At 62.6% G+C, this 18,565-nt stretch carries 17 protein-coding genes and 1 tRNA gene; 8 read left to right on the top strand and 10 right to left on the bottom strand.

Going from position 1 to position 18,565, the window contains the following annotated elements; genetic code table 11:
- Positions 1-15: 15 nt before the first annotated feature.
- The 4 genes from pth to ACVDHE_RS06260 form a co-directional block, all read right to left on the bottom strand.
- The gene (gene pth / locus ACVDHE_RS06275) at positions 16-561 is read right to left on the bottom strand and encodes an aminoacyl-tRNA hydrolase (RefSeq protein WP_418725533.1); all 546 of its coding nucleotides are present in this window, start codon (positions 559-561) and stop codon (positions 16-18) included.
- A gap of 142 nt (positions 562-703) precedes the next feature.
- Complete coding sequence (locus ACVDHE_RS06270; RefSeq protein WP_418725532.1) at positions 704-1,663, bottom strand: ribose-phosphate pyrophosphokinase; 960 nt, start codon at positions 1,661-1,663, stop codon at positions 704-706.
- 62 nt (positions 1,664-1,725) lie between these two features.
- Positions 1,726-2,736, bottom strand: a complete 1,011-nt coding sequence (locus ACVDHE_RS06265) for a DapH/DapD/GlmU-related protein (protein ID WP_325285230.1) — start codon at positions 2,734-2,736, stop codon at positions 1,726-1,728.
- Positions 2,729-3,028, bottom strand: coding sequence for a hypothetical protein (locus tag ACVDHE_RS06260; RefSeq protein WP_213039947.1), 300 nt, complete (start codon positions 3,026-3,028; stop codon positions 2,729-2,731). The genes ACVDHE_RS06265 and ACVDHE_RS06260 overlap by 8 nt, the downstream gene beginning before the upstream one ends.
- A 132-nt stretch (positions 3,029-3,160) precedes the next feature.
- On the opposite strand from ACVDHE_RS06260, the gene ACVDHE_RS06255 reads away from it, so the two are divergent.
- The 4 genes from ACVDHE_RS06255 (at position 3,161) to gpmI (ending at position 7,986) form a co-directional block, all read left to right on the top strand.
- The gene (locus tag ACVDHE_RS06255) at positions 3,161-3,691 is read left to right on the top strand and encodes a tRNA (cytidine(34)-2'-O)-methyltransferase (protein ID WP_213037315.1); all 531 of its coding nucleotides are present in this window, start codon (positions 3,161-3,163) and stop codon (positions 3,689-3,691) included.
- Positions 3,688-4,950 (top strand): phosphoglycerate kinase, encoded by a 1,263-nt coding sequence (locus tag ACVDHE_RS06250; RefSeq protein WP_458885968.1) that lies wholly within the window; start codon positions 3,688-3,690, stop codon positions 4,948-4,950. Before ACVDHE_RS06255 ends, ACVDHE_RS06250 begins: the two co-directional genes overlap by 4 nt.
- A gap of 683 nt (positions 4,951-5,633) precedes the next feature.
- Positions 5,634-6,407, top strand: coding sequence for a triose-phosphate isomerase (gene tpiA, locus ACVDHE_RS06245; protein ID WP_325224555.1), 774 nt, complete (start codon positions 5,634-5,636; stop codon positions 6,405-6,407).
- A gap of 61 nt (positions 6,408-6,468) precedes the next feature.
- On the top strand, positions 6,469-7,986 hold the full coding sequence (gene gpmI, locus ACVDHE_RS06240) for a 2,3-bisphosphoglycerate-independent phosphoglycerate mutase (protein WP_458885967.1): 1,518 nt from the start codon (positions 6,469-6,471) through the stop codon (positions 7,984-7,986).
- A 47-nt stretch (positions 7,987-8,033) separates the two neighbouring features.
- Here the strand turns inward: gpmI and ACVDHE_RS06235 are convergent, their stop codons facing one another.
- The gene (locus ACVDHE_RS06235; RefSeq protein WP_458885966.1) at positions 8,034-8,699 is read right to left on the bottom strand and encodes a helix-turn-helix transcriptional regulator; all 666 of its coding nucleotides are present in this window, start codon (positions 8,697-8,699) and stop codon (positions 8,034-8,036) included.
- Between the two features lie 173 nt (positions 8,700-8,872).
- Between ACVDHE_RS06235 and ACVDHE_RS06230 the strand changes: the two genes are divergently transcribed.
- A complete protein-coding gene (locus ACVDHE_RS06230; protein WP_213037310.1) occupies positions 8,873-9,586 on the top strand; it encodes a M23 family metallopeptidase in 714 nt (237 codons plus the stop codon).
- A 137-nt stretch (positions 9,587-9,723) separates the two neighbouring features.
- On the opposite strand, the gene ACVDHE_RS06225 is transcribed toward ACVDHE_RS06230, so the two are convergent.
- The 3 genes from ACVDHE_RS06225 to prfB all read right to left on the bottom strand — a co-directional run bounded on the left by ACVDHE_RS06225 (position 9,724) and on the right by prfB (position 12,931).
- Complete coding sequence (locus ACVDHE_RS06225; RefSeq protein WP_458885965.1) at positions 9,724-10,116, bottom strand: hypothetical protein; 393 nt, start codon at positions 10,114-10,116, stop codon at positions 9,724-9,726.
- 189 nt (positions 10,117-10,305) lie between these two features.
- The gene (locus ACVDHE_RS06220; protein ID WP_325224567.1) at positions 10,306-11,712 is read right to left on the bottom strand and encodes an MATE family efflux transporter; all 1,407 of its coding nucleotides are present in this window, start codon (positions 11,710-11,712) and stop codon (positions 10,306-10,308) included.
- 100 nt (positions 11,713-11,812) lie between these two features.
- Complete coding sequence (gene prfB / locus ACVDHE_RS06215) at positions 11,813-12,931, bottom strand: peptide chain release factor 2 (protein ID WP_458886159.1); 1,119 nt, start codon at positions 12,929-12,931, stop codon at positions 11,813-11,815.
- 287 nt (positions 12,932-13,218) lie between these two features.
- Here prfB and ACVDHE_RS06210 point away from each other — a divergent pair, with 287 nt between their 5' ends.
- Entirely contained in the window at positions 13,219-16,026 is a 2,808-nt protein-coding gene (locus ACVDHE_RS06210) for an S-layer homology domain-containing protein (protein ID WP_458885964.1), read from the top strand.
- 102 nt (positions 16,027-16,128) lie between these two features.
- Here ACVDHE_RS06210 and ACVDHE_RS06205 read toward each other — a convergent pair whose 3' ends face one another.
- Both ACVDHE_RS06205 and ACVDHE_RS06200 read right to left on the bottom strand, forming a co-directional pair.
- The gene (locus tag ACVDHE_RS06205) at positions 16,129-16,362 is read right to left on the bottom strand and encodes a hypothetical protein (RefSeq protein ID WP_213037306.1); all 234 of its coding nucleotides are present in this window, start codon (positions 16,360-16,362) and stop codon (positions 16,129-16,131) included.
- 248 nt (positions 16,363-16,610) lie between these two features.
- Positions 16,611-16,684 (bottom strand) — tRNA-Gly (locus ACVDHE_RS06200).
- A 115-nt stretch (positions 16,685-16,799) separates the two neighbouring features.
- Between ACVDHE_RS06200 and ACVDHE_RS06195 the strand changes: the two genes are divergently transcribed.
- Together ACVDHE_RS06195 and ACVDHE_RS06190 are read left to right on the top strand one after the other, a co-directional pair.
- Complete coding sequence (locus tag ACVDHE_RS06195) at positions 16,800-17,921, top strand: D-alanyl-D-alanine carboxypeptidase family protein (protein WP_458885963.1); 1,122 nt, start codon at positions 16,800-16,802, stop codon at positions 17,919-17,921.
- 223 nt (positions 17,922-18,144) lie between these two features.
- On the top strand, positions 18,145-18,555 hold the full coding sequence (locus ACVDHE_RS06190) for a hypothetical protein (RefSeq protein WP_213037304.1): 411 nt from the start codon (positions 18,145-18,147) through the stop codon (positions 18,553-18,555).
- Positions 18,556-18,565: the final 10 nt, after the last annotated feature.

Genomic DNA, 18,565 nt, shown 5'->3' with positions numbered 1-18,565 from the left:
CTTTCCCGCCGGGGGTCAGTTGAAGTCGTTCATGGCCTTCTGGCAGCCGTTTTCAATGATGCACGCCGCCGCCTCGATGGCCCGCTCAAAGCTCTCCAGCAGGATCTTCCGGTCCGCCTGGGAGGGCACGCCGATGACCCAGTCGATCATGTCGCCGTCCTGGCCCGGGGCGCCGGTGCCGATCTTGATGCGGGGGAAGTCCTGGGTGCCCAGATGGGCGATGATGTTCTTGATGCCGTTGTGGCCGCCGGCGGAGCCGGTGGGCCGGACCCGCAGCTTGCCCACGGGCAGGGACACGTCGTCGTAGATCACCAGCACGTGGTCGGCGGGGATCTTGTAGAACTGGGCCGCCTCCCGCACCGCCTCGCCGGAGAGGTTCATATAGGTCTGGGGCTTCATCACCAGACACCGGGCCCCGGCGAAGGAGAGGATATTATAGGCGGACTTGAACTTGACCTTGTTGAGCTTCACGCCCTTTTGCTCCGCCAGCAGGTCCACGGTCAGAAAGCCCATGTTGTGGCGGGTGTTGGCGTACTTCTGGCCCGGATTGCCCAGGCCCACCACCAGCCACTCCGGGCCGGCGGTCTTGCTTGCAAACAGCAGGGGAACTCATCCTTTCCCAACGTCAGCCAAGGCGGGAAAGTTTCCTTCCCCGCCTGGCAGCGTATGCAATTTTTTCCTTGTAGAAAGAAGGCGCGCCGTCTCAGCGGAACAGCTTGGAGATGGAGATCTCCTGATAGATGCGCTCGATGGCCTCGGAGAACATGGGGGCCACGGACAGGTACTTGATCTTGGGGCACTTGGCCGGGTCCACGGCGGGGATGGTGTCCAGCAGAGCCAGCTCCTGGATGACGCTGTTGTTGACCCGCTCCAGGGCCGGGCCGGAGAGGACGCCGTGAGAGGCGCAGGCGTGGACGCTCTTGGCCCCACCCACTTCGATCAGGGCCTGGGCGGCGTTGCACAGGGATCCGCCGGTATCCACCATGTCGTCGAAGAGGATGCAGTCCTTGTCCCGGACGTCGCCGATGACGTTCATGACCTCGCAGCTGTTGGCCTTCTGGCGGCGCTTGTCCACGATGGCCAGGTTCATGTGCAGCTTCTGGGCGAAGGCGCGGGCACGGGCCACGGAGCCCACGTCGGGGGAGACCACCATCATGTTCTCGCACTCGGCGCCGAACTTCTTGGCGTAGTAGTCCACAAAGATGGGGTTGCCGGCCAGGTTGTCCACCGGGATGTCGAAGAAGCCCTGGATCTGGGCGGCGTGGAGGTCCATGGTCAGCACCCGGTCGGCGCCGGCGGCGGTGATCATGTTGGCCACCAGCTTGGCGGTGATGGGGTCGCGGGCCTTGGCCTTGCGGTCCTGACGGGCGTAGCCGAAGTAGGGGATCACCGCGGTGATCCGGCCGGCGGAGGCCCGCTTCAGGGCGTCGATCATGATGAGCAGCTCCATCAGATTGTTGTTGACGGCGCCGCAGGTGGACTGGACCACGAACACGTCGCTGCCGCGGACGGTCTCATACAGGGAGACGAATACCTCGCCGTCGGAGAAGGTGCCTACCTCAGCCTCACCCAGCTTGGTGCCCATGAGCTTGCAGATCTCATCCGCCAGTTTGGGGTTCGCGTTGCCGGAGAAAATTTTGACATCTTTGCCGTGAGAAATCATTTTCCAACGCCTTCTTTCTGTAATCTATCAATTTTTGTTTGTCTTTTCATTCAGGCCGGCGCTTATTTTCCGTGCATCTGCCGCCGGCGGCGGGCCCAGCCCTCTTTGTTCTCCTGCTTGGCCCGGGCCACGGCCAGGGCGTCCGCGGGGACATCTTTGGTGATGGTGGCGCCCGCGGCGATATAGGAGCCCTCGCCCACGGTCACCGGCGCCACCAGATTGGTGTTGCAGCCGATGAAGGCGTTGTCCCCGATGACGCAGCGGTGCTTTTCAAAGCCGTCGTAGTTGGTGGTGACGGTGCCGCAGCCGAAGTTGACGCCGCTGCCCACGTCGGCGTCGCCCACGTAGGTCAGGTGGCTCATCTTGGTGCCCTCGCCCAGCACGCAGTTTTTCAGCTGGACAAAGGCGCCCACATGGCACTTGGGTCCCACCTGGCAGCCGGGACGCACGTGGGCATAGGGCCCCACGTCGCAGCCGTCGGCCAGGGTGCTGCCGGTGACCTGGGAGGCGTTGATGGTCACGCCGTCGCCCACCTGGCAGCCGTCCACCATGGCCTGGGGCCCGATCTCGCAGCCACAGCCGATGGCGCTCTCGCCCCGCAGAATGGTGCCGGGCAGCAAAGCAGTCCCCCGGCCCACCCGGACCCGGGGATCGATATAGACGGCGGAGGGATCCAGGATCCGGACGCCGTTTTGGATGTGGCGGCGGACGATCCGCTCCCGGAACAGGGGCTCCAGCTCCGCCAGGGTCTCCAGGCCGAACACCGGCAGCCAGCCCGGCAGCAGCCGGGCGCCGGAGACGGCGTTGGTCATCTTCTCCCGCCAGACCTCCGCCAGCTCATGGCCGGAGGCGGCATAGGCGAAGCCGGGGCCGGCCTCCGCCGCGGGCAGGGCGGCGTGGACAAAGACCGCCGTCTCCTCCTCCGTGTCCAGGAAGTCCAGCAGGTCCCGCTGCTGCTCCGACACAGTGACCGGAAGATCCTCCGGCAGGCAGGCGCGGGCCTCCCGGGCGAAGCGGGGTCCGCAAACGACAAAAAACCGCTGCACGCCATCGGCCAGCAACTGGTCACTCATCCATCTGAGGATCGGGCAAAACAGAACGGCTTCCAGCATCAGCGGTTTGGAGTGCGCCGGAACGGAAGAATCCTCCTCCAAAAAGAACACGGCGCGCTGCGGATGATCCATGGGTGATTTCCTCCTTAATGGTTCGTACGTTTATTATAACAAAGTTCTTAGGAAAATCCAGTGGTTCCAAAGAAATTATTGTGAAATTTTCCCCGAAAACGTTCCGGCTTTTTCCGGTTCTTTTGTGGCAGACGGCGGATTTGACGCCCCGCCGCGCAAATTTTTTCGTTTTTTTCGGCATTTTGCAGAAATTCCGCTTCTTTTGTCGTAATTTTTTCTGAAAATCCGAATTTCTTTACACATTACGGTTGAATTTGTGTGGGCAAAGGATTACAATAAACCCTGTTCGTATGAAAAAGGGGGGCAGTGGGCCATGCTGAATATCGTACTGGTGGAACCGGAGATCCCCCAGAACTGCGGAAACGTGGCCCGCACCTGCGCCGCCACCGGCAGCCGCCTCCACCTGGTCCGGCCTCTGGGATTCGACATTTCGGACCGGGCCGTGCGCCGGGCGGGGCTGGACTACTGGCACCTGGTGGAGGTCACCGCCTACGACAGTCTGGACGACCTCTTCGCCCGGCACCCTGAGGCCGCGGCGGAGGCCTGGCTCACCACCACCAAGGCCCCCCGGTCCTATGAGGCCGCCCGCTTCACGCCGGACAGCTGGCTGTTCTTCGGCAAGGAGACGGCGGGGCTGCCCCTGGACTTCCGGGAGCGGTTCCGCGACCGGTGCATCCGCCTCCCCATGATCTCCCAGGCAAGGAGCCTGAACCTCAGCAACACCGTGGCGGTGTGCGTCTACGAGGCCCTGCGGCAAACCGGCTTCCCCGGCCTGCAGGACACCGGCGAGATGGCGCTGCCCCGCGATCCCAACACAACTGACAAAACGGAGGAAACCCAATGAACTACAACAAAAAGACCGTTCGTGACGTGGATGTGGCCGGCAAGAAGGTTTTGCTTCGCTGCGACTTCAACGTGCCCCTGGCCAAGGACGGCAGCGGCGTCATCACCGACGACAAGCGCATCCGCGCCGCCCTGCCCACCATCCAGTACCTGCTGGACCAGGGCGCCGCCGTCATCGCCTGCTCTCACCTGGGCAAGCCCGCGGCCACCTTCGAGTCCTACGCCAAAAAGCAGGCGGAAAAGGGCAAGGAGGCCACCAAGGAGGCCTGGGAGAAATCCCTCAAGGCCCTGTCCCTGGCCCCTGTGGCCCAGCGCCTGAGCGAGCTGCTGGGCAAGCCCGTCATCATGGCTTCCGACGTGGTGGGCCCCGACGCCCAGGCCAAGGCCGCCACGCTGAAGCCCGGCGAGATCCTGCTGCTGGAGAACACCCGCTTTGAAAAGGGCGAGACCAAGAACGACCCCGCCCTGGCAAAGGCCATGGCCGACATGGCGGAGATCTATGTATCCGACGCCTTCGGCGCCGTCCACCGGGCCCATGCCTCCACCGCGGGCGTTGCCGACTACCTGCCCGCCGTCTCCGGCTTCCTGATCCAGAAGGAGCTGGACTTCATCGGCGGCGCCCTGGCCAATCCCAAGCGGCCCCTGGTGGCCATCCTGGGCGGCAGCAAGGTCAGCTCCAAGATCGGCGTCATCAACAACCTCCTGGAGATCGCCGACACCATCATCATCGGCGGCGGCATGGCCTACACCTTCTCCGCCGCCCAGGGCGGCAAGGTGGGCGACAGCCTGCTGGAGGCCGACTGGGAAGACTACGCCAATGACATGGTGAAAAAGGCCGCCGACAAGGGCGTCAAGCTCCTGCTGCCGGTGGACACCGTCTGCGCCGACGCCTTCGCCCCCGGCGCCAAGAGCCAGGTGGTCAAGGCCGGAGAGATCCCCGACGGCTGGCAGGGCCTGGACATCGGCCCCGAGACCGTGAAGCTGTACTGCGGCGCCGTGGCCGACGCCGGCACCGTCATCTGGAACGGCCCCATGGGCGTGTTCGAGTTCCCCGCCTTCGCCAAGGGCACCGAGGCCGTGGCCGAGGCCCTCAGCAAGACCGGCGCCATCACCATCATCGGCGGCGGCGACAGCGCGGCTGCCGTGCAGCAGCTGGGCTACGCCGACAAGATGACCCACATCTCCACCGGCGGCGGCGCCAGCCTGGAGTTCATGGAGGGCAAGGAGCTGCCGGGCGTGGCGTGCCTCCTGGACAAGTAAATTCCCCGGCCGCCGCCTATCCACCGTCGCGGCAAAACGATTCCCGGTCCCTGCCGGGACCGCCAATCGTGCCGCTTCCTCGACACAGCCTCGCTTCATCCGCCGCCGGCGGCGCTTCGGCTGTGTCCAGCGGCGCCAGAGGCGGAGTTCATGGAGGGCAAGGAGCTGCCGGGCGTGGCGTGCCTCCTGGACAAGTAAATTCCCCGGCCGCCTATCCACTGTCGCGGCAAAACGATTCCCGGTCCCTGCCGGGACCGCCAATCGTGCCGCTTCCTCGACACAGCCTCGCTTCATCCGCCGCCGGCGGCGCTTCGGCTGTGTCCAGCGGCGCCAGAGGCGGAGTTCATGGAGGGCAAGGAGCTGCCCGGCGTGGCCTGCCTCCCGGACAAGTAAGTTCCCCGGCCGCCTATCCACCATCCCGGCAGCGCGATCCCCGATCCCTGGCGGATTTCCCGGATCGGTGCAGCCCGGATTTTTACCCTCGGCGCCCGTTTTTTCCGGATTTTTCCCGAAGGCGGCGTTATGCTTGACAAAGCGGGCGAAATCTTGTATAAATGAGTGGTTTTCTCCGTAAAAAACCGGATTTTCTTCAGCTCATCCCCCTATGGGTGTTTGAAACAGATCTCTTTTCCAGAGAACGTACAGATCGGACCATCAGATATATAAAAGGAGACGAGAAAATTATGAATCGCAGATATCGCAAGACCGTCATCGCCGGCAACTGGAAGATGAACATGACCGCCACCGAGACCAAGAAGTTCGCTGAGGACATGAAGAAGATCATGCCCCGCGCCAAGTGGTGCGAGACGCTGATCTGCGTCCCCGCCTGCAACATTCAGACCGCCGTCAAGGCCTTCAAGGACCTGCGGATCTCCGTGGGCGCCGAGAACGTCTACTTCGAGGAGAAGGGCGCCTACACCGGCGAGGTCTCCGCCGACATGCTCAAGGACCTGGGCGTCAAGTACGTCATCGTGGGCCACAGCGAGCGGCGGCAGTATTTCTGCGAGACCGACACCACCGTCAACAAGAAGGTCCACGCCGTGCTGAACGCCGGCATGAACCCCATCATCTGCGTGGGCGAGAGCCTGGAGCAGCGTGAGACCGGCATCACCAACGAGTGGATCGCCCTGCAGGTCAAGAGCGCCCTCAACGGCGTGCCCGCCGACAAGCTGCGCCGCTGCATCATCGCCTATGAGCCCATCTGGGCCATCGGCACCGGCAAGACTGCCACTGCCGAGCAGGCCGGCGAGGTCTGCGGCAACATCCGCGCCACCATCCGTTCCCTGTACGGCGCCCGGGTGGCCCGCTCCATCACCATCCAGTACGGCGGCTCCATGAATCCCAAGAACGCCGCGGAGCTGCTGGCCCAGCCGGACATCGACGGCGGCCTCATCGGCGGCGCCGCCCTGAAGCCCGAGCAGTTCGTGGAGATCGTCAACGCCGCCAATCAGGACTGACCTGCGCGGCGCCCGCCCTGCCGGCGGGAGTCGATTGAAATGTGACCGAATCGAGGTTTCTATGAACAAAACACCCACTACACTTATCATCATGGACGGCTTCGGCATGGCGGGCTCCGGCCTGGGCAACGCCGTCCGCGCCGCCAAAACGCCCCGGCTGGACCAGTTCTTTCAGGAGTTCGCCCACACGGAGCTCCAGGCCTCCGGCCTGGACGTGGGCCTGCCGGAGGGACAGATGGGCAACAGCGAGGTGGGCCACACCAACATCGGCGCCGGCCGGGTGGTGTTCCAGGACCTGCCCCGCATCACCAAGTCCATCGCCGACGGGGACTTTTTCACCAACCCCGCCTACTGCCACGCCATGGACGCCTGCAAAGAAAACGGCACCTCTTTGCACCTGATGGGCCTGCTGTCTGACGGCGGCGTCCACTCCCACCTCAGCCACCTCTTCGCCCTGCTGAAAATGGCCAAGGAGCGGGGACTGGAAAAGGTCTACATCCACGCCTTCCTGGACGGGCGGGACGTGTCCCCCACCTCCGGCGTGGACTTTGTGTCCGAGACGGTGGAAAAATGCCGGGAGATCGGCGTGGGCAAGATCGCCACGGTCATGGGCCGGTACTACGCCATGGACCGGGACAAGCGCTGGGACCGGGTGGAGCAGGCCTATGACGCCATGGTCTACGGCGAGAGCGCCTCGTTCAACCCCGTGCCGGTGGCCGCGGTGAAGGACTCCTATGCCGCCGGGATCACCGACGAGTTCATGGAGCCGGTGGTCTGCGACGCCGACGGCACCATCTCCGACAACGACAGCGTCATCTTCTTCAACTTCCGCCCCGACCGGGCCCGGGAGATCACCCGGACGCTGGTGGATCCGGACTTTGACGGCTTCACCCGCCAGACCTTCCCTCTGACCTTCGTGTGCAACACGGAGTACGACGCCACCATGCCCAATGTGGAGGTGGCCTTCCCCCGGGTGTCCGTCCACAACGGCCTGGGCGAGTACCTCAGTCAGATGGGCATGACCCAGCTGCGCATCGCCGAGACGGAGAAGTACGCCCACGTGACCTTCTTCTTCAACGGCGGCAGCGAGACCGTGTTCCCCGGCGAGGACCGGGTGCTGGTGCCCTCCCCCAAGGTGGCCACCTACGATCTCCAGCCGGAGATGAGCGCCCCGGAGGTCACCGCCAAGTGTGTGGAGCGGATCGAGTCCGGCGCCTACGACGTCATCATCCTGAACTTCGCCAACTGCGACATGGTGGGCCACACCGGCGTCTACGAGGCCGCCGTGAAGGCCGTGGAAACCGTGGACGAGTGCGTCGGCAAGGTGGTGGACGCCACGCTGAAGATGGGCGGCATCGCCATGATCACCGCCGACCACGGCAACGCCGAGCAGATGGAGGAGGCTGACGGCTCTCCCATGACTGCCCACACCACCAATCCGGTGCCCTTCATTCTCTGCGGCGCCGGCAGTGAGCTGCGCGGCGGCGGCCGCCTGGCGGACATCGCCCCCACCATCCTGGACGTGATGGGCCTGGCCTGTCCCGAGGAGATGGACGGCAAGTCCCTCATCATCAAATAAGACCCCAAACGCCGGGAGGCGCTGCTATCCGCAGCGCCTCCCGTTTTTTATGTGGTTTTTCTTCCCCGCAGCGCATCCACTGTCAGAAGGACCAGCACCGCCATCGCCCCCCAGAGGATCTGCCGCAGAGGCGTCACCGTGTAGTCGGCCAACCCAAACACCGGATCCGCCAGAGCAAAGGGCAGCACCGCCGCCATGGTCAGCGCCGCCAGGATACCCAGACAGCTCAACTTTTCCCGGAGCGGCACCGGCCGCTCCAGGCGCAGGGCCAGCACCACCACCGCCAGCCAGGCGATCACCAGGGATAATCCCTCGGCTTTTTCGCTTAGCTCCGCCAAAAGCCGGTGCTGTTCCCAGACCTTCTGCATGCCCGCCTGCATCTGCCCCTCCTGTATGGGAAAAAAGCGGCTGGCGGTCCAGCGCAGTCCAGCCCAGAGGGCGTTGCATATCGGCAGGACCGCTCCCACCGTCCAGGCCGCCCGGCGCAGACGTCGGAGCTGCCGTTCCGAGCGGCTGCCGCCGTACAGGATCTCTTGGAGGGAGACGCCGTAAACCTCCCCATAGCGCGCCAGCGTCTCCAGATCCGGCTGGGTCCGACCGGACTCGTGGCTGGAAACAGCCTGCCGGGTCAATCCCATCTGACGAGCCACCGCCTCCTGGGTCAGCTCCCGAGCCCGGCGGAGTGCTTTCAAATGACTGTGAATATCCGTCATGCCACGTCACCTCTCTATCAGCATATCGGTAATCTCCGGAACCTGTCAAGCAAGGATCTGTTGCGGCGGGATTTTCCCGCCGGTTCTGTAAAATTTCCGGTGAATTCTGGAATAAACCCCGGAAAAACCGCCCATACTTCCCCCAGACCCAAACTTGAGGGAGGTATCCTTACATGGCAGACAAATTCAGATCCCTTCCGGGCGGTCCCGGATTTTACGCCGCGCTGGTGCTGTGTCTGGCGGTGGCGGGCGTGGGCGGCTATTTCCTGCTGATGGACCGGACGCCGGAGCCCGCGGTCCAGGAGGAACCGGCAGTCCAGAAAGAGGCCGCCGCCCCGGTGACGGACCTGCCGGCCCAGCTGCCGGAGCCGGAGACGGAGCCGGAGAGTGAGCCGGAGGCGGAGGAGGCAGAGGAGCAGCCGGTATCCATGCCGGAGACGGAGGTGGCCGTCCAGGCCCCGGTGACGGCGGAGGAGCCCCTGACAGTGGTCTCCCCCCTGGAGGGAGATGTGGTGGCGGCCTTTTCCATGGACCAGCTGCTCTATAACCCCACTTTGGAGGACTGGCGGACCCACGACGGCGTGGACATCGCCGCGGCGGAGGGGTCCTCTGTGTTGGCCGCCAGCGCCGGGACTGTGGTTGCGGTGGACGACGATGTGCTCATGGGCACCACTGTGGTCATCGAGCACAGCGGCGGCTACCACACGCTGTACGCCAATCTCCAGTCGCCGCCGGTGGTAAAGGCGGGCGACACCGTCTCCGCCGGGCAGCTGATCGGCACCGTGGGCACCAGCGCCGCAGCCGAGGCGGCCCAGGGGCCCCACCTGCACTTCTCCGTCACCCTGGACGGCGAGCCCGTGGACCCGGCCAGCTTTCTGAAAAAATAATCGCTGCGGAAAACGTGCGCCGGCGCGCAGATCCCGCCTTCGTATTCGCTTCCCATGGATGTTCGCCGGCCGGCAAAAAGGGGCAAGGTCTGTTTCGGCCCTGCCCCTTTTTGCCGTGCCCTTCCGCACATTGGCATTTACTTGATCGGGGGAGCGGACGGGTTCCTTACCTCATAATAATGGCCGCCGGTGATCAAATACGCTTCGCCGCCCCTGTTCTCATAGGTAAACGCATATTCCCCCTCTACCTGGAAGGTGTAGCTTTCCGCGCCCTCCACCGCCTCCGGCTCATCGCAGGCAGTGACCTCCAGGTTATAGAACCACGCGATAACAGGTGCAGTGGACAAGTCCTTTGGGTCATAGTCCTCTGAGCCAATTTCAAATGCGGTTTCTTCTCCTTGAGAGCAGACAGTACCTGTAATCAGCATGGTCGGTTCCGGAAATGCGTACAGTTCTGAACCGCCAATGGTCTTTTTACACCCGGCAAGGCACAGCACACAGGCAAACGCAAATACGGCGCACCTTCTCATATGAGTTCCCTCCTTTTAGATGATGGTTCTGCCTCTCAAGACGAAAAAAACAGAGAGGAGGGTTCGCCAGCGGCCGCGTCAGGATGATTTTATGCCCGCGCAAATCGCCTGTATGTTCTTCACCCCCTATTCAGCACAGAGGCAAAAAACAAAGCGGAGGCAGCTGCCTCCGCTTTGTTTCCGTTCGTCTCAGGCCTCCTGAGGAGGCAGCTGCTCCGCCTGGACGGCGCCCACCCGGGCCTCCGCCGAGCGGATGGTGCGCCGCAGGAACACGGCGCTGAGGGTCAGGGACATCAGCTCCGCCACCGGGAAGGCCACCCACACCAGCTCCAGCCGGCCCGTCTGGGACAGCAGCCACGCCACCGGCAGCAGCACCACCAGCTGACGGGCCACGGCCACGATCAGGCTGTAAAAGGGGTTGCCGATGGCCTGGCACACGGAGCCGGCGATGATGCAGAAGCCCGCCAGCAGGAAGGAGATGCTGATGATCCGCAGGGCCACGGAGCCGATGCGGAGCATCTCCTCCGAGGCGTCGAAGAAGCCCAGCAGCGTCTCCGGGAACAGCTGGAACACGGCCAGGCCAAAGGCCATGATGCAGACGGCGGCGCAGACCGCCAGCTTCACGGTCCGCTTCACCCGGTCCATGCGGGCGGCGCCGAAGTTGTAGGCCACGATGGGCACCATGCCGTTGTTCAGGCCGAACACCGGCATGAACACGAAGCTCTGGAGCTTGAAGTAGGCGCCGAACACAGCAGTGGCGGTCTTGGTGAAGGAGAAGAGGATCTTGTTCATGCCGAACACCATCACCGAACCGATGGACTGCATGACGATGGAGGGCAGGCCCACCCGGTAGATCTCACCGGCCACCTTGCCGTTCCAGCGGATCTCCCGCAGGCGGATGTTGACGTCGGGGTTGAACCGGAAGTTCATGAACACCGCCAGGGCCGCGGCAATGATCTGGCCCATGACCGTGGCGGCGGCGGCGCCGGCCACCTCCATCCGGGGCGCGCCCAGCAGGCCGAAGATCAGGATGGGGTCCATGATGATGTTGATGATGGCACCGGTGAGCTGGGTGACCATGGCCAGGGTGGTCCGGCCGGTGGACTGCAGCAGCCGCTCAAAGCAGAACTGGCTGAAAATGCCGATGGACAGCCCCAGGCAGATAGTGGCGTACTGGGTGCCGTACTCCACAATGACCGGCTCGCCGGCGGCCTGGACCTCAAAGAAGGGCCGGGAGAGGAAAATGCCGATCAGGGCAAAGACCACGAAGCTGCACAGGGACAGGAAAATGCCGGTGTTTGCGGCCCGGTCCGCCATGGCCTGGTTCTTCTCGCCCAGGGACCGGGACAGCAGGGCGTTGATGCCCACGGCGGTGCCCGCGCCGAAGGCGATCATCAGGTTCTGCAGGGGGAAGGCCAGAGACACCGCGTTGAGGGCATCCTCGCTGAGCTGGGCCACGAAGATGCTGTCCACGATGTTGTAAAAGGCCTGTACCAGCATGGAGATCATCATGGGGATCGCCATGCCGGCCAGCAGCTTGCCTACGGGCTGGACACCCATTTTGTTTTCACGGGGGGCGGAGGGTCTCCGTTCCATTCTCTCGTTCATCCTTTCTTGTCTCTCTATGAATAACAAAAGCGCCTTGTTTTTTCCGCAAAAAGGACGTGGCTCCTGGCCACGCCTTTTTGTGAATCGTTTACTTCTTCAGTTCGCCGGTGGCCAGCTGGGTCAGATAGGCATTGATGAACCCATCCAGGTCGCCGTCCATCACATTGTCAATGTTGCCGGTCTCGTAGCCGGTGCGGGTGTCCTTGACCATTTGGTAGGGCATGAATACATAGGAGCGGATCTGGCTGCCCCACTCGATCTTCATCTGAACACCCTTGATATCGGAGATCTTCTCCGCGTGCTGCTGAGCCTTGAGCTCCATCAGCTTTGCCCGCAGCATCTTCATGCAGTTCTCCCGGTTCTGGACCTGGCTGCGCTCCTGCTGGCTGGCCACCACCACGCCGGTGGGCTTGTGGATCAGGCGGACGGCGGAGGAGGTCTTGTTGACGTGCTGGCCGCCGGCGCCGCTGGCCCGGTAGACCTGCATCTCGATGTCCTCCGGCCGGATCTCCACGGAGTTGTCGTCCTCGATCTCCGGCATGACCTCCACCGCGGCGAAGGAGGTCTGGCGGCGGGCGTTGGCGTCGAAGGGGGACACCCGGACCAGCCGGTGGACGCCGTTCTCGCTCTTCAAGAAGCCGTAGGCATTCTCACCTTCGATGGAGATGGTGGCGGACTTGATGCCGGCCTCGTCGCCCTCCTCATAGTCCAGGGTCTTCCACTCGAAGTCGTGGCGCTCGGCCCAGCGGGTGTACATCCGGTAGAGCATCTGGGCCCAGTCCTGGGCCTCGGTGCCGCCGGCGCCGGCATGGAAGGTCAGAATGACGCTGTTGGCGTCGTACTCGCCGGAGAGCAGGGTAGTCAGGCGGGTCTCCTCCACCTTCTCCTCCAGGGCGGCATAGCCCTCCTTCAGCTCGGCCAGCAGCTCCTCGTCCTCGGCCTCCTGGCCCATCTCGCACAGAGCGGTCAGATCCTCCCACTCGGCCATGAGCTTTTTGTGCCGGGCGATCTTGTTTTGCAGCTGCTTGAGCCGCTGCTGCACCTTCTGGGACCGCTCCAGGTCGTTCCAGAAGCCGTCCTGGGCGGTCTCGTCCTCCAGCTTGGCGGCCTCCGCCTGGGCGCCGTCCATGTCCAGGGCGGCGGAGAGCTTGTCCAGCTCCGGCCCCAGGTCCCGCAGTTTCTGCTTGTACTCGTCGTATTCGATCAAGGCCATGGCGATTTCTCCATCCGATAGATTTTCATTAGCCATAGTATTATACAGGAACCTCCGGCGTTTGTAAAGAAAAACGTATGGAATTCCGCTGAAATATTCAGATTTTTTCTCATCAACCGACCGGAAGCGCATCCGGAAAAAGTTTTCCTCTGGAAAAGCCATGTGTTCATAATTTGTTCATAGTTTGTTCATGATTTACAGAGGGCTTTTCGATATGTTACAAGGAGAGAGTTTTTGGTTTCCATAACGCCACTTACGCGTGATCGATGGAGGGAAGTATCATGAAGAGATTTTTCCACAAACGGCTGCCGGCCATGCTGCTGGCCCTGGTTTTGATGCTGGGCACAGTGCCCCTGGCCGCGGCGGATGAGACGGGACAGCCGGGACACCAGCATACCTATCTGGATTCCTGGGTCGCAGACGGCCCCGGATCCCATTCCCGCGCCTGCACGACCTGCTTCCAAAAGGATTACCAGCCTCACACCTATGGGGCATGGACAACGGAGCGGGCGGCGACCTGTTCTCAGGACGGTCTGGAGGTCCAGGTCTGTACGGTCTGCGGCTATCGGAACGAGCGTCCTCTTGCCAGACTGACCCACACGTTTACCTCCTATACATATAAGGACAACACATATCACGCCCGGTCCTGCACCCTCTGCGGCATTTCGGAAACGCAGAAGCACACCCCCAACGGCAGCGGCACCGTTGTGATCAACCCCACCTGTACGACGAGCGGCCAGCGCAATTATGTCTGCTCCGTGTGCGGCGGGACCTATACGGAAACCATCCCCGCCTTGAGCCACACCGACAACAACGGCGACGGCTTCTGTGATAACTGCGGCGTGAGCATGGGCACCCGGGTGCCTGTGAACTTCTACACGCTCTCCGGGACCTCCTCCCAGACAGTCTCTCTGGGCGGCTATCCCACCACGCCCTCGATCCCCCTGACGGTCGTCTCCGGCGGCAGGACCTATACCTTCCGGGGCTGGACCCAGACTTATACCAGCGACTACATCTATACCAACCAGCCGCTGGTGACCCCCTCCAGCATCCGGATCACCAGCAGCGGCTTCAACTTCTATGCGCTCTATTCTGTCTCCAGCAGCAGCGGAAACACCTTTACCTACACGGTGGCGCCCGGCGGTCTGAAGTACTTTAATGTCAACGATTTTTCCAACGGTCTGGGCACCGTCTGGTATGTGGAATTCGGTATCAACTCCAATTCCTATTCCTCTTTTACCGGAACCGTCTCCCTGGGCAACCGCACCCTCAGCTGGAATGAACTGACCAGCTATCGGTTCTACGTGGCAAACTCCGGCTACGGCAACTATGCCCTGGCGGATCTGGCGCTGACTGCCCCCAGCTATGCCTGGGAGAGCTCTGTGACGCTGTCCTATACAGCCTACGGCAGCAATGGCACAGTCACCGGCTCCGTGACGCTGAAGGTCAGCAACAGCGCCTCCGGCGGCACGATTGTCAAGGAACTGGCTCCCGGCGGGCAGCTGAAGCTGGATCAGGATGATTTCAGCTCCTTCTTCCGCAAGAGCTATCCCAACTACTCCCTGCAGTATGTGACCTTTGGCCTGCCTGCCACCAGCGCCTTCAACGACGTCACCCTCTACTACCTGTACGGCAGCTGGGGCCAGACCATTCTGAGCCGCTCCAATATCAGCAGCTACACCTTCTACTACGGCAATGTCAACTCCAGCCTCTACCGGCTGGACAGCCTGACCCTGGTGGCGGACGGCGACTTTGACGAGGAGATCCAGATCCCCTTCCGGGCCTCTTACAACTCCCAGTACTATGTGGACGGCACCCTGGTCATCAAGCCCAAAGAGGTGGTCAAGGCCAACCTCTCCGGCGACATCCGCTACGCCGCCACCTACAACTCCAAGGTCCAGATCAACGCCTACGACATCGCCCGGTATTTCAACAAGAGCTATCCCGGCTACACCCTGCAATATGTGGTTCTGGGCGGCGTCCCCACCACCGGCAGCCTGTACTACAATTACTACGGCGCCAGCAAGTACGGCACCGCCAGCCCCTTGCAGCTGACCTCCTCCAACTACAACAGCCAGGTCCTGTATTTCAGCCCCTCCTCCACGGCCCAGTTCGCCCTGACGGAGCTGACGTACGTCACCAGCGGCTACAACTACTGCGCCGCCATCCCCTTCACCGCTTACGGCAGCAACGCCCGCTCCGTCTCCGGCACCATCCTGATCAGCGTGAACCCCAGCACCGTATCGGAGGTCTACGGCGTGACCCAGCGCAACAGCTCCGTGACCTTCCCCGCCAGCTCCATGTACAGCGCAGTGTCCACGGCCACCGGCGTCTCTCTCAGCAGTATTCAGCTGCTGAGCCTGCCCGCCGCCTCCCAGGGCACGGTGTATGTGGGGACCGGCACGGCCACCCGGGCCACCACCGACACCCTCTATGGCTACTCCACCGGTACCCAGCGGATGAACCAGCTGCGCTTTGTGCCCGCCAGCACCTTCACCGGCTCTGTGGAGATCCCCTATGTGGCTTACAACAGCAGCGGCACCGCCTTTGCCGTGGGCCTGTTCTCCCTGGGCGTCCTCAATAATCCCAGAACCTTCAAGGACGTGTCCTCCTCCACCTGGTGCTACAAGTATGTGGTGGAGCTCAGCGACGCCAATGTCATCGACGGCTATGCCGACGGCTCCTTCAAGCCCGACAGCACCGTCACCTACGGCGCGGCGCTGAAGCTGATCATGCTGGCCGCCGGGTATCCCGAGCAGGCGCCGGTGAACGCCAACGTGTTCAGCGGCTATCTGGCCAAGGCCCGGGCCGAGGGCATCATCACCCGCAGCGACGTGGATCTGACCAAGCCCATCACCCGGCTCCAGGTGGCCCAGATCGCCACCGGCGCCATGAAGCTCAACACCACCAACCTCACCAGCGTCCAGCCCTTTACCGATACCACTGATCCCGCTGTGCGGGCACTGAACGCCGCCGGCATCGTGGAGGGCTACTTCAACAACGGCACCAGCACCTACAAGCCCGGCAACACCCTGACCCGGGGTCAGCTGTCCGCCATTGTCTGGCGGATGGAGCAGTACCGCAAGTAACCATCTGAAAAACAGCCAGGGCGCGCCGCAAGGCGCGCCCTGGCTCTCTTATGCTTGAGGCGGATCCGCTCTCACACGCCGGCAAGACCGGCGTCCCTGCCGTCAAATGAGAAATTCCCGGATCCCGTCGTAGGGCCGTCCGAAGCCCTTCTTTTGATACACATGATTCTGCGCCATCCGGATCAGCACCCGCACCACGCAGAACAGCACAACGTCGTACAAAATCCACATCACTTCATGGTATATCCGGAAATACACAACATTTGCTGTGCCCAGCAGGAGCAGCCCGAACAGGATCTGGAGCCACAGCGCCTCCAGTCTGGCCTTGTCTCTCATGTCTCGCACCGCCTTCCGCGCACCGGCCCGCAGCCGGCCATTGTGTCTGTCTCAGCACTTCTTTGCATCTCCAGTATAGGCCGTCCACTTGTCCGTTGTCAATATATCACCGTTTTGTTCTTTCTTATTTTTTGTGCACTTTGACAGGTTCCGCATAGCTGCTTCTCTTCGGCGGGCCGTCAGAGCCGGCGCAGCCTCCGGGCGGCAGGGTTGAAAAAAAGGACACGACGGATGTCGTGTCCTTTTTCTGGAGCGGCTGATGGGAGTCGAACCCACCTATGCAGCTTGGGAAGCTGCCGTTCTACCGATGAACTACAGCCGCGGGTCTAGTGTATGATACCACACCCCTTTGTAAAATGCAACCGAAAAATTGCCGCCCCGGCATGAATGTCCCCCCGGAGACATACAGTATAGCAACGCTGCAAAGGGGGATCACCATGAAACGATTGATCGCGCTGCTGTGGGCGGTGGCGGTGCTGGCCACCAGCGCCGGGGCTCTGGAGGTGGAGGCGCCCTCGGCGCTGCTGATGGAGAAGGAGACCGGCACCGTCCTCTTCGCCAAGGACGAACATGCCAAGCTGGAACCCGCCAGCGTCACCAAGGTGATGACGCTGCTGCTGACCATGGAGGCCATTGACGCCGGGACCCTTCATTACGACGACATGGTCACCGCCTCCGCCCACGCCTGCTCCATGGGCGGCAGCCAGATCTGGCTGGAGGAGAACGAGCAGATGAGCGTGTCCGATATGCTCAAGGCGGTGTGCGTGGTCTCCGCCAACGACTGCGCCGTGGCCCTGGCGGAGGCCGTGGCCGGCAGCGAGGAGGCCTTTGTGGACCGGATGACCCAGCGGGCGGCGGAGCTGGGCATGGCGGACACCGTGTTCAAAAACGCCACGGGCCTGCCCGCCGAGGGCCACGTCACCTCCGCCCACGACATCGCCCTGATGAGCCGGGAGCTGATCCTCAACCACCCGGACATCCGCCAGTACACCACCATCTGGATGGACACCCTCCGGGACGGGGCGTCCTCCCTGGTGAACACCAACCGCCTGATCCGCTTCTACGAGGGGGCCACGGGCCTCAAGACCGGCTCCACCGACAGCGCGCTGTACTGCCTGTCCGCCACGGCGGAGCGGGACGGCATGGAGCTGATCGCCGTCATCATGAAGGGCTCCACCTCCGCCCAGCGCTTCGAGGACGCCCAGGCGCTGCTGAACTACGGCTTCGCCACCTACGCCCTGGCCTCCGCGGCGCCCCAGACGCCCCTGGCGCCGGTGCCGGTGTCCCTGGGGACCCAGGCCACCGTCCAGCCGGTGCTGGGAGCAGGGGACCGGCTGCTGGTGGAAAAGGCCCAGGCGGGCAGCCTGACCCAGACCGTAGAGCTGGCGGAGTCGGTGGAGGCCCCGGTGGCCGAGGGCGATCCCCTGGGCACCATGACCGTCACCTGCGGGGAGGAGACCATCGCCCAGCTGCCCCTGGTGGCCGGGGAGGCGGTCCCCCGGATCACCTTTGGCCAGATGCTGCTGCGGATGCTGCGCATGGCGCTGCTGAGCGCCTGAGCCAATGCGGCGGATCCCGGTAAAGACAAGCGGCGCCCAAGGGCGCCGCTTTTTCCGCGAAGCGGAATCTTCGGCAGGAATTTCCAGAAATACCGTCAATGGATAATCTGAACAAAGTTTTTCTTTCAGTTTTTCCATTGTATTTTACCGGATCTTATGCTATGCTGAACATAACAGCCAACCGTTTTTCCCCGGCAATTCTAATTGACAGGAGTGATTTGATATGGTCAGATTGATTATGGGCGTGAAGGGCTCCGGCAAGACCAAGCAGCTCATTGAACTGATCAACAACGCGGCGAAGGATGAACCCGGCAACGTGGTTTGCATCGAGGCCAACCGCAATATGACCTATGACATCCACTACCACATCCGCCTGATCGACGCGCAGGAATATAAGCTGAACAACTACGATCTGTTCCGCGGCTTTATCAGCGGCCTGTACGCTGGCAACTACGACATCTCTCACGTGTTTATCGACAATCTGTGCAAGACCATCGGGCAGGACGTGGGGAAGGAGACCGAGGACTTCCTCCACTGGCTGGATGTGTTCGGCGAGCGCAACAACATCAAGTTCACCGTCACCATCAGCGCCGACATCTCCTCCGCCACCGACGGCATGCAGAAGTATCTGTAAATCCGTCCGC

The organism is Dysosmobacter sp. Phy, assembly GCF_054476235.1.
This window is presented reverse-complemented; position numbering and strand designations above follow the sequence as displayed.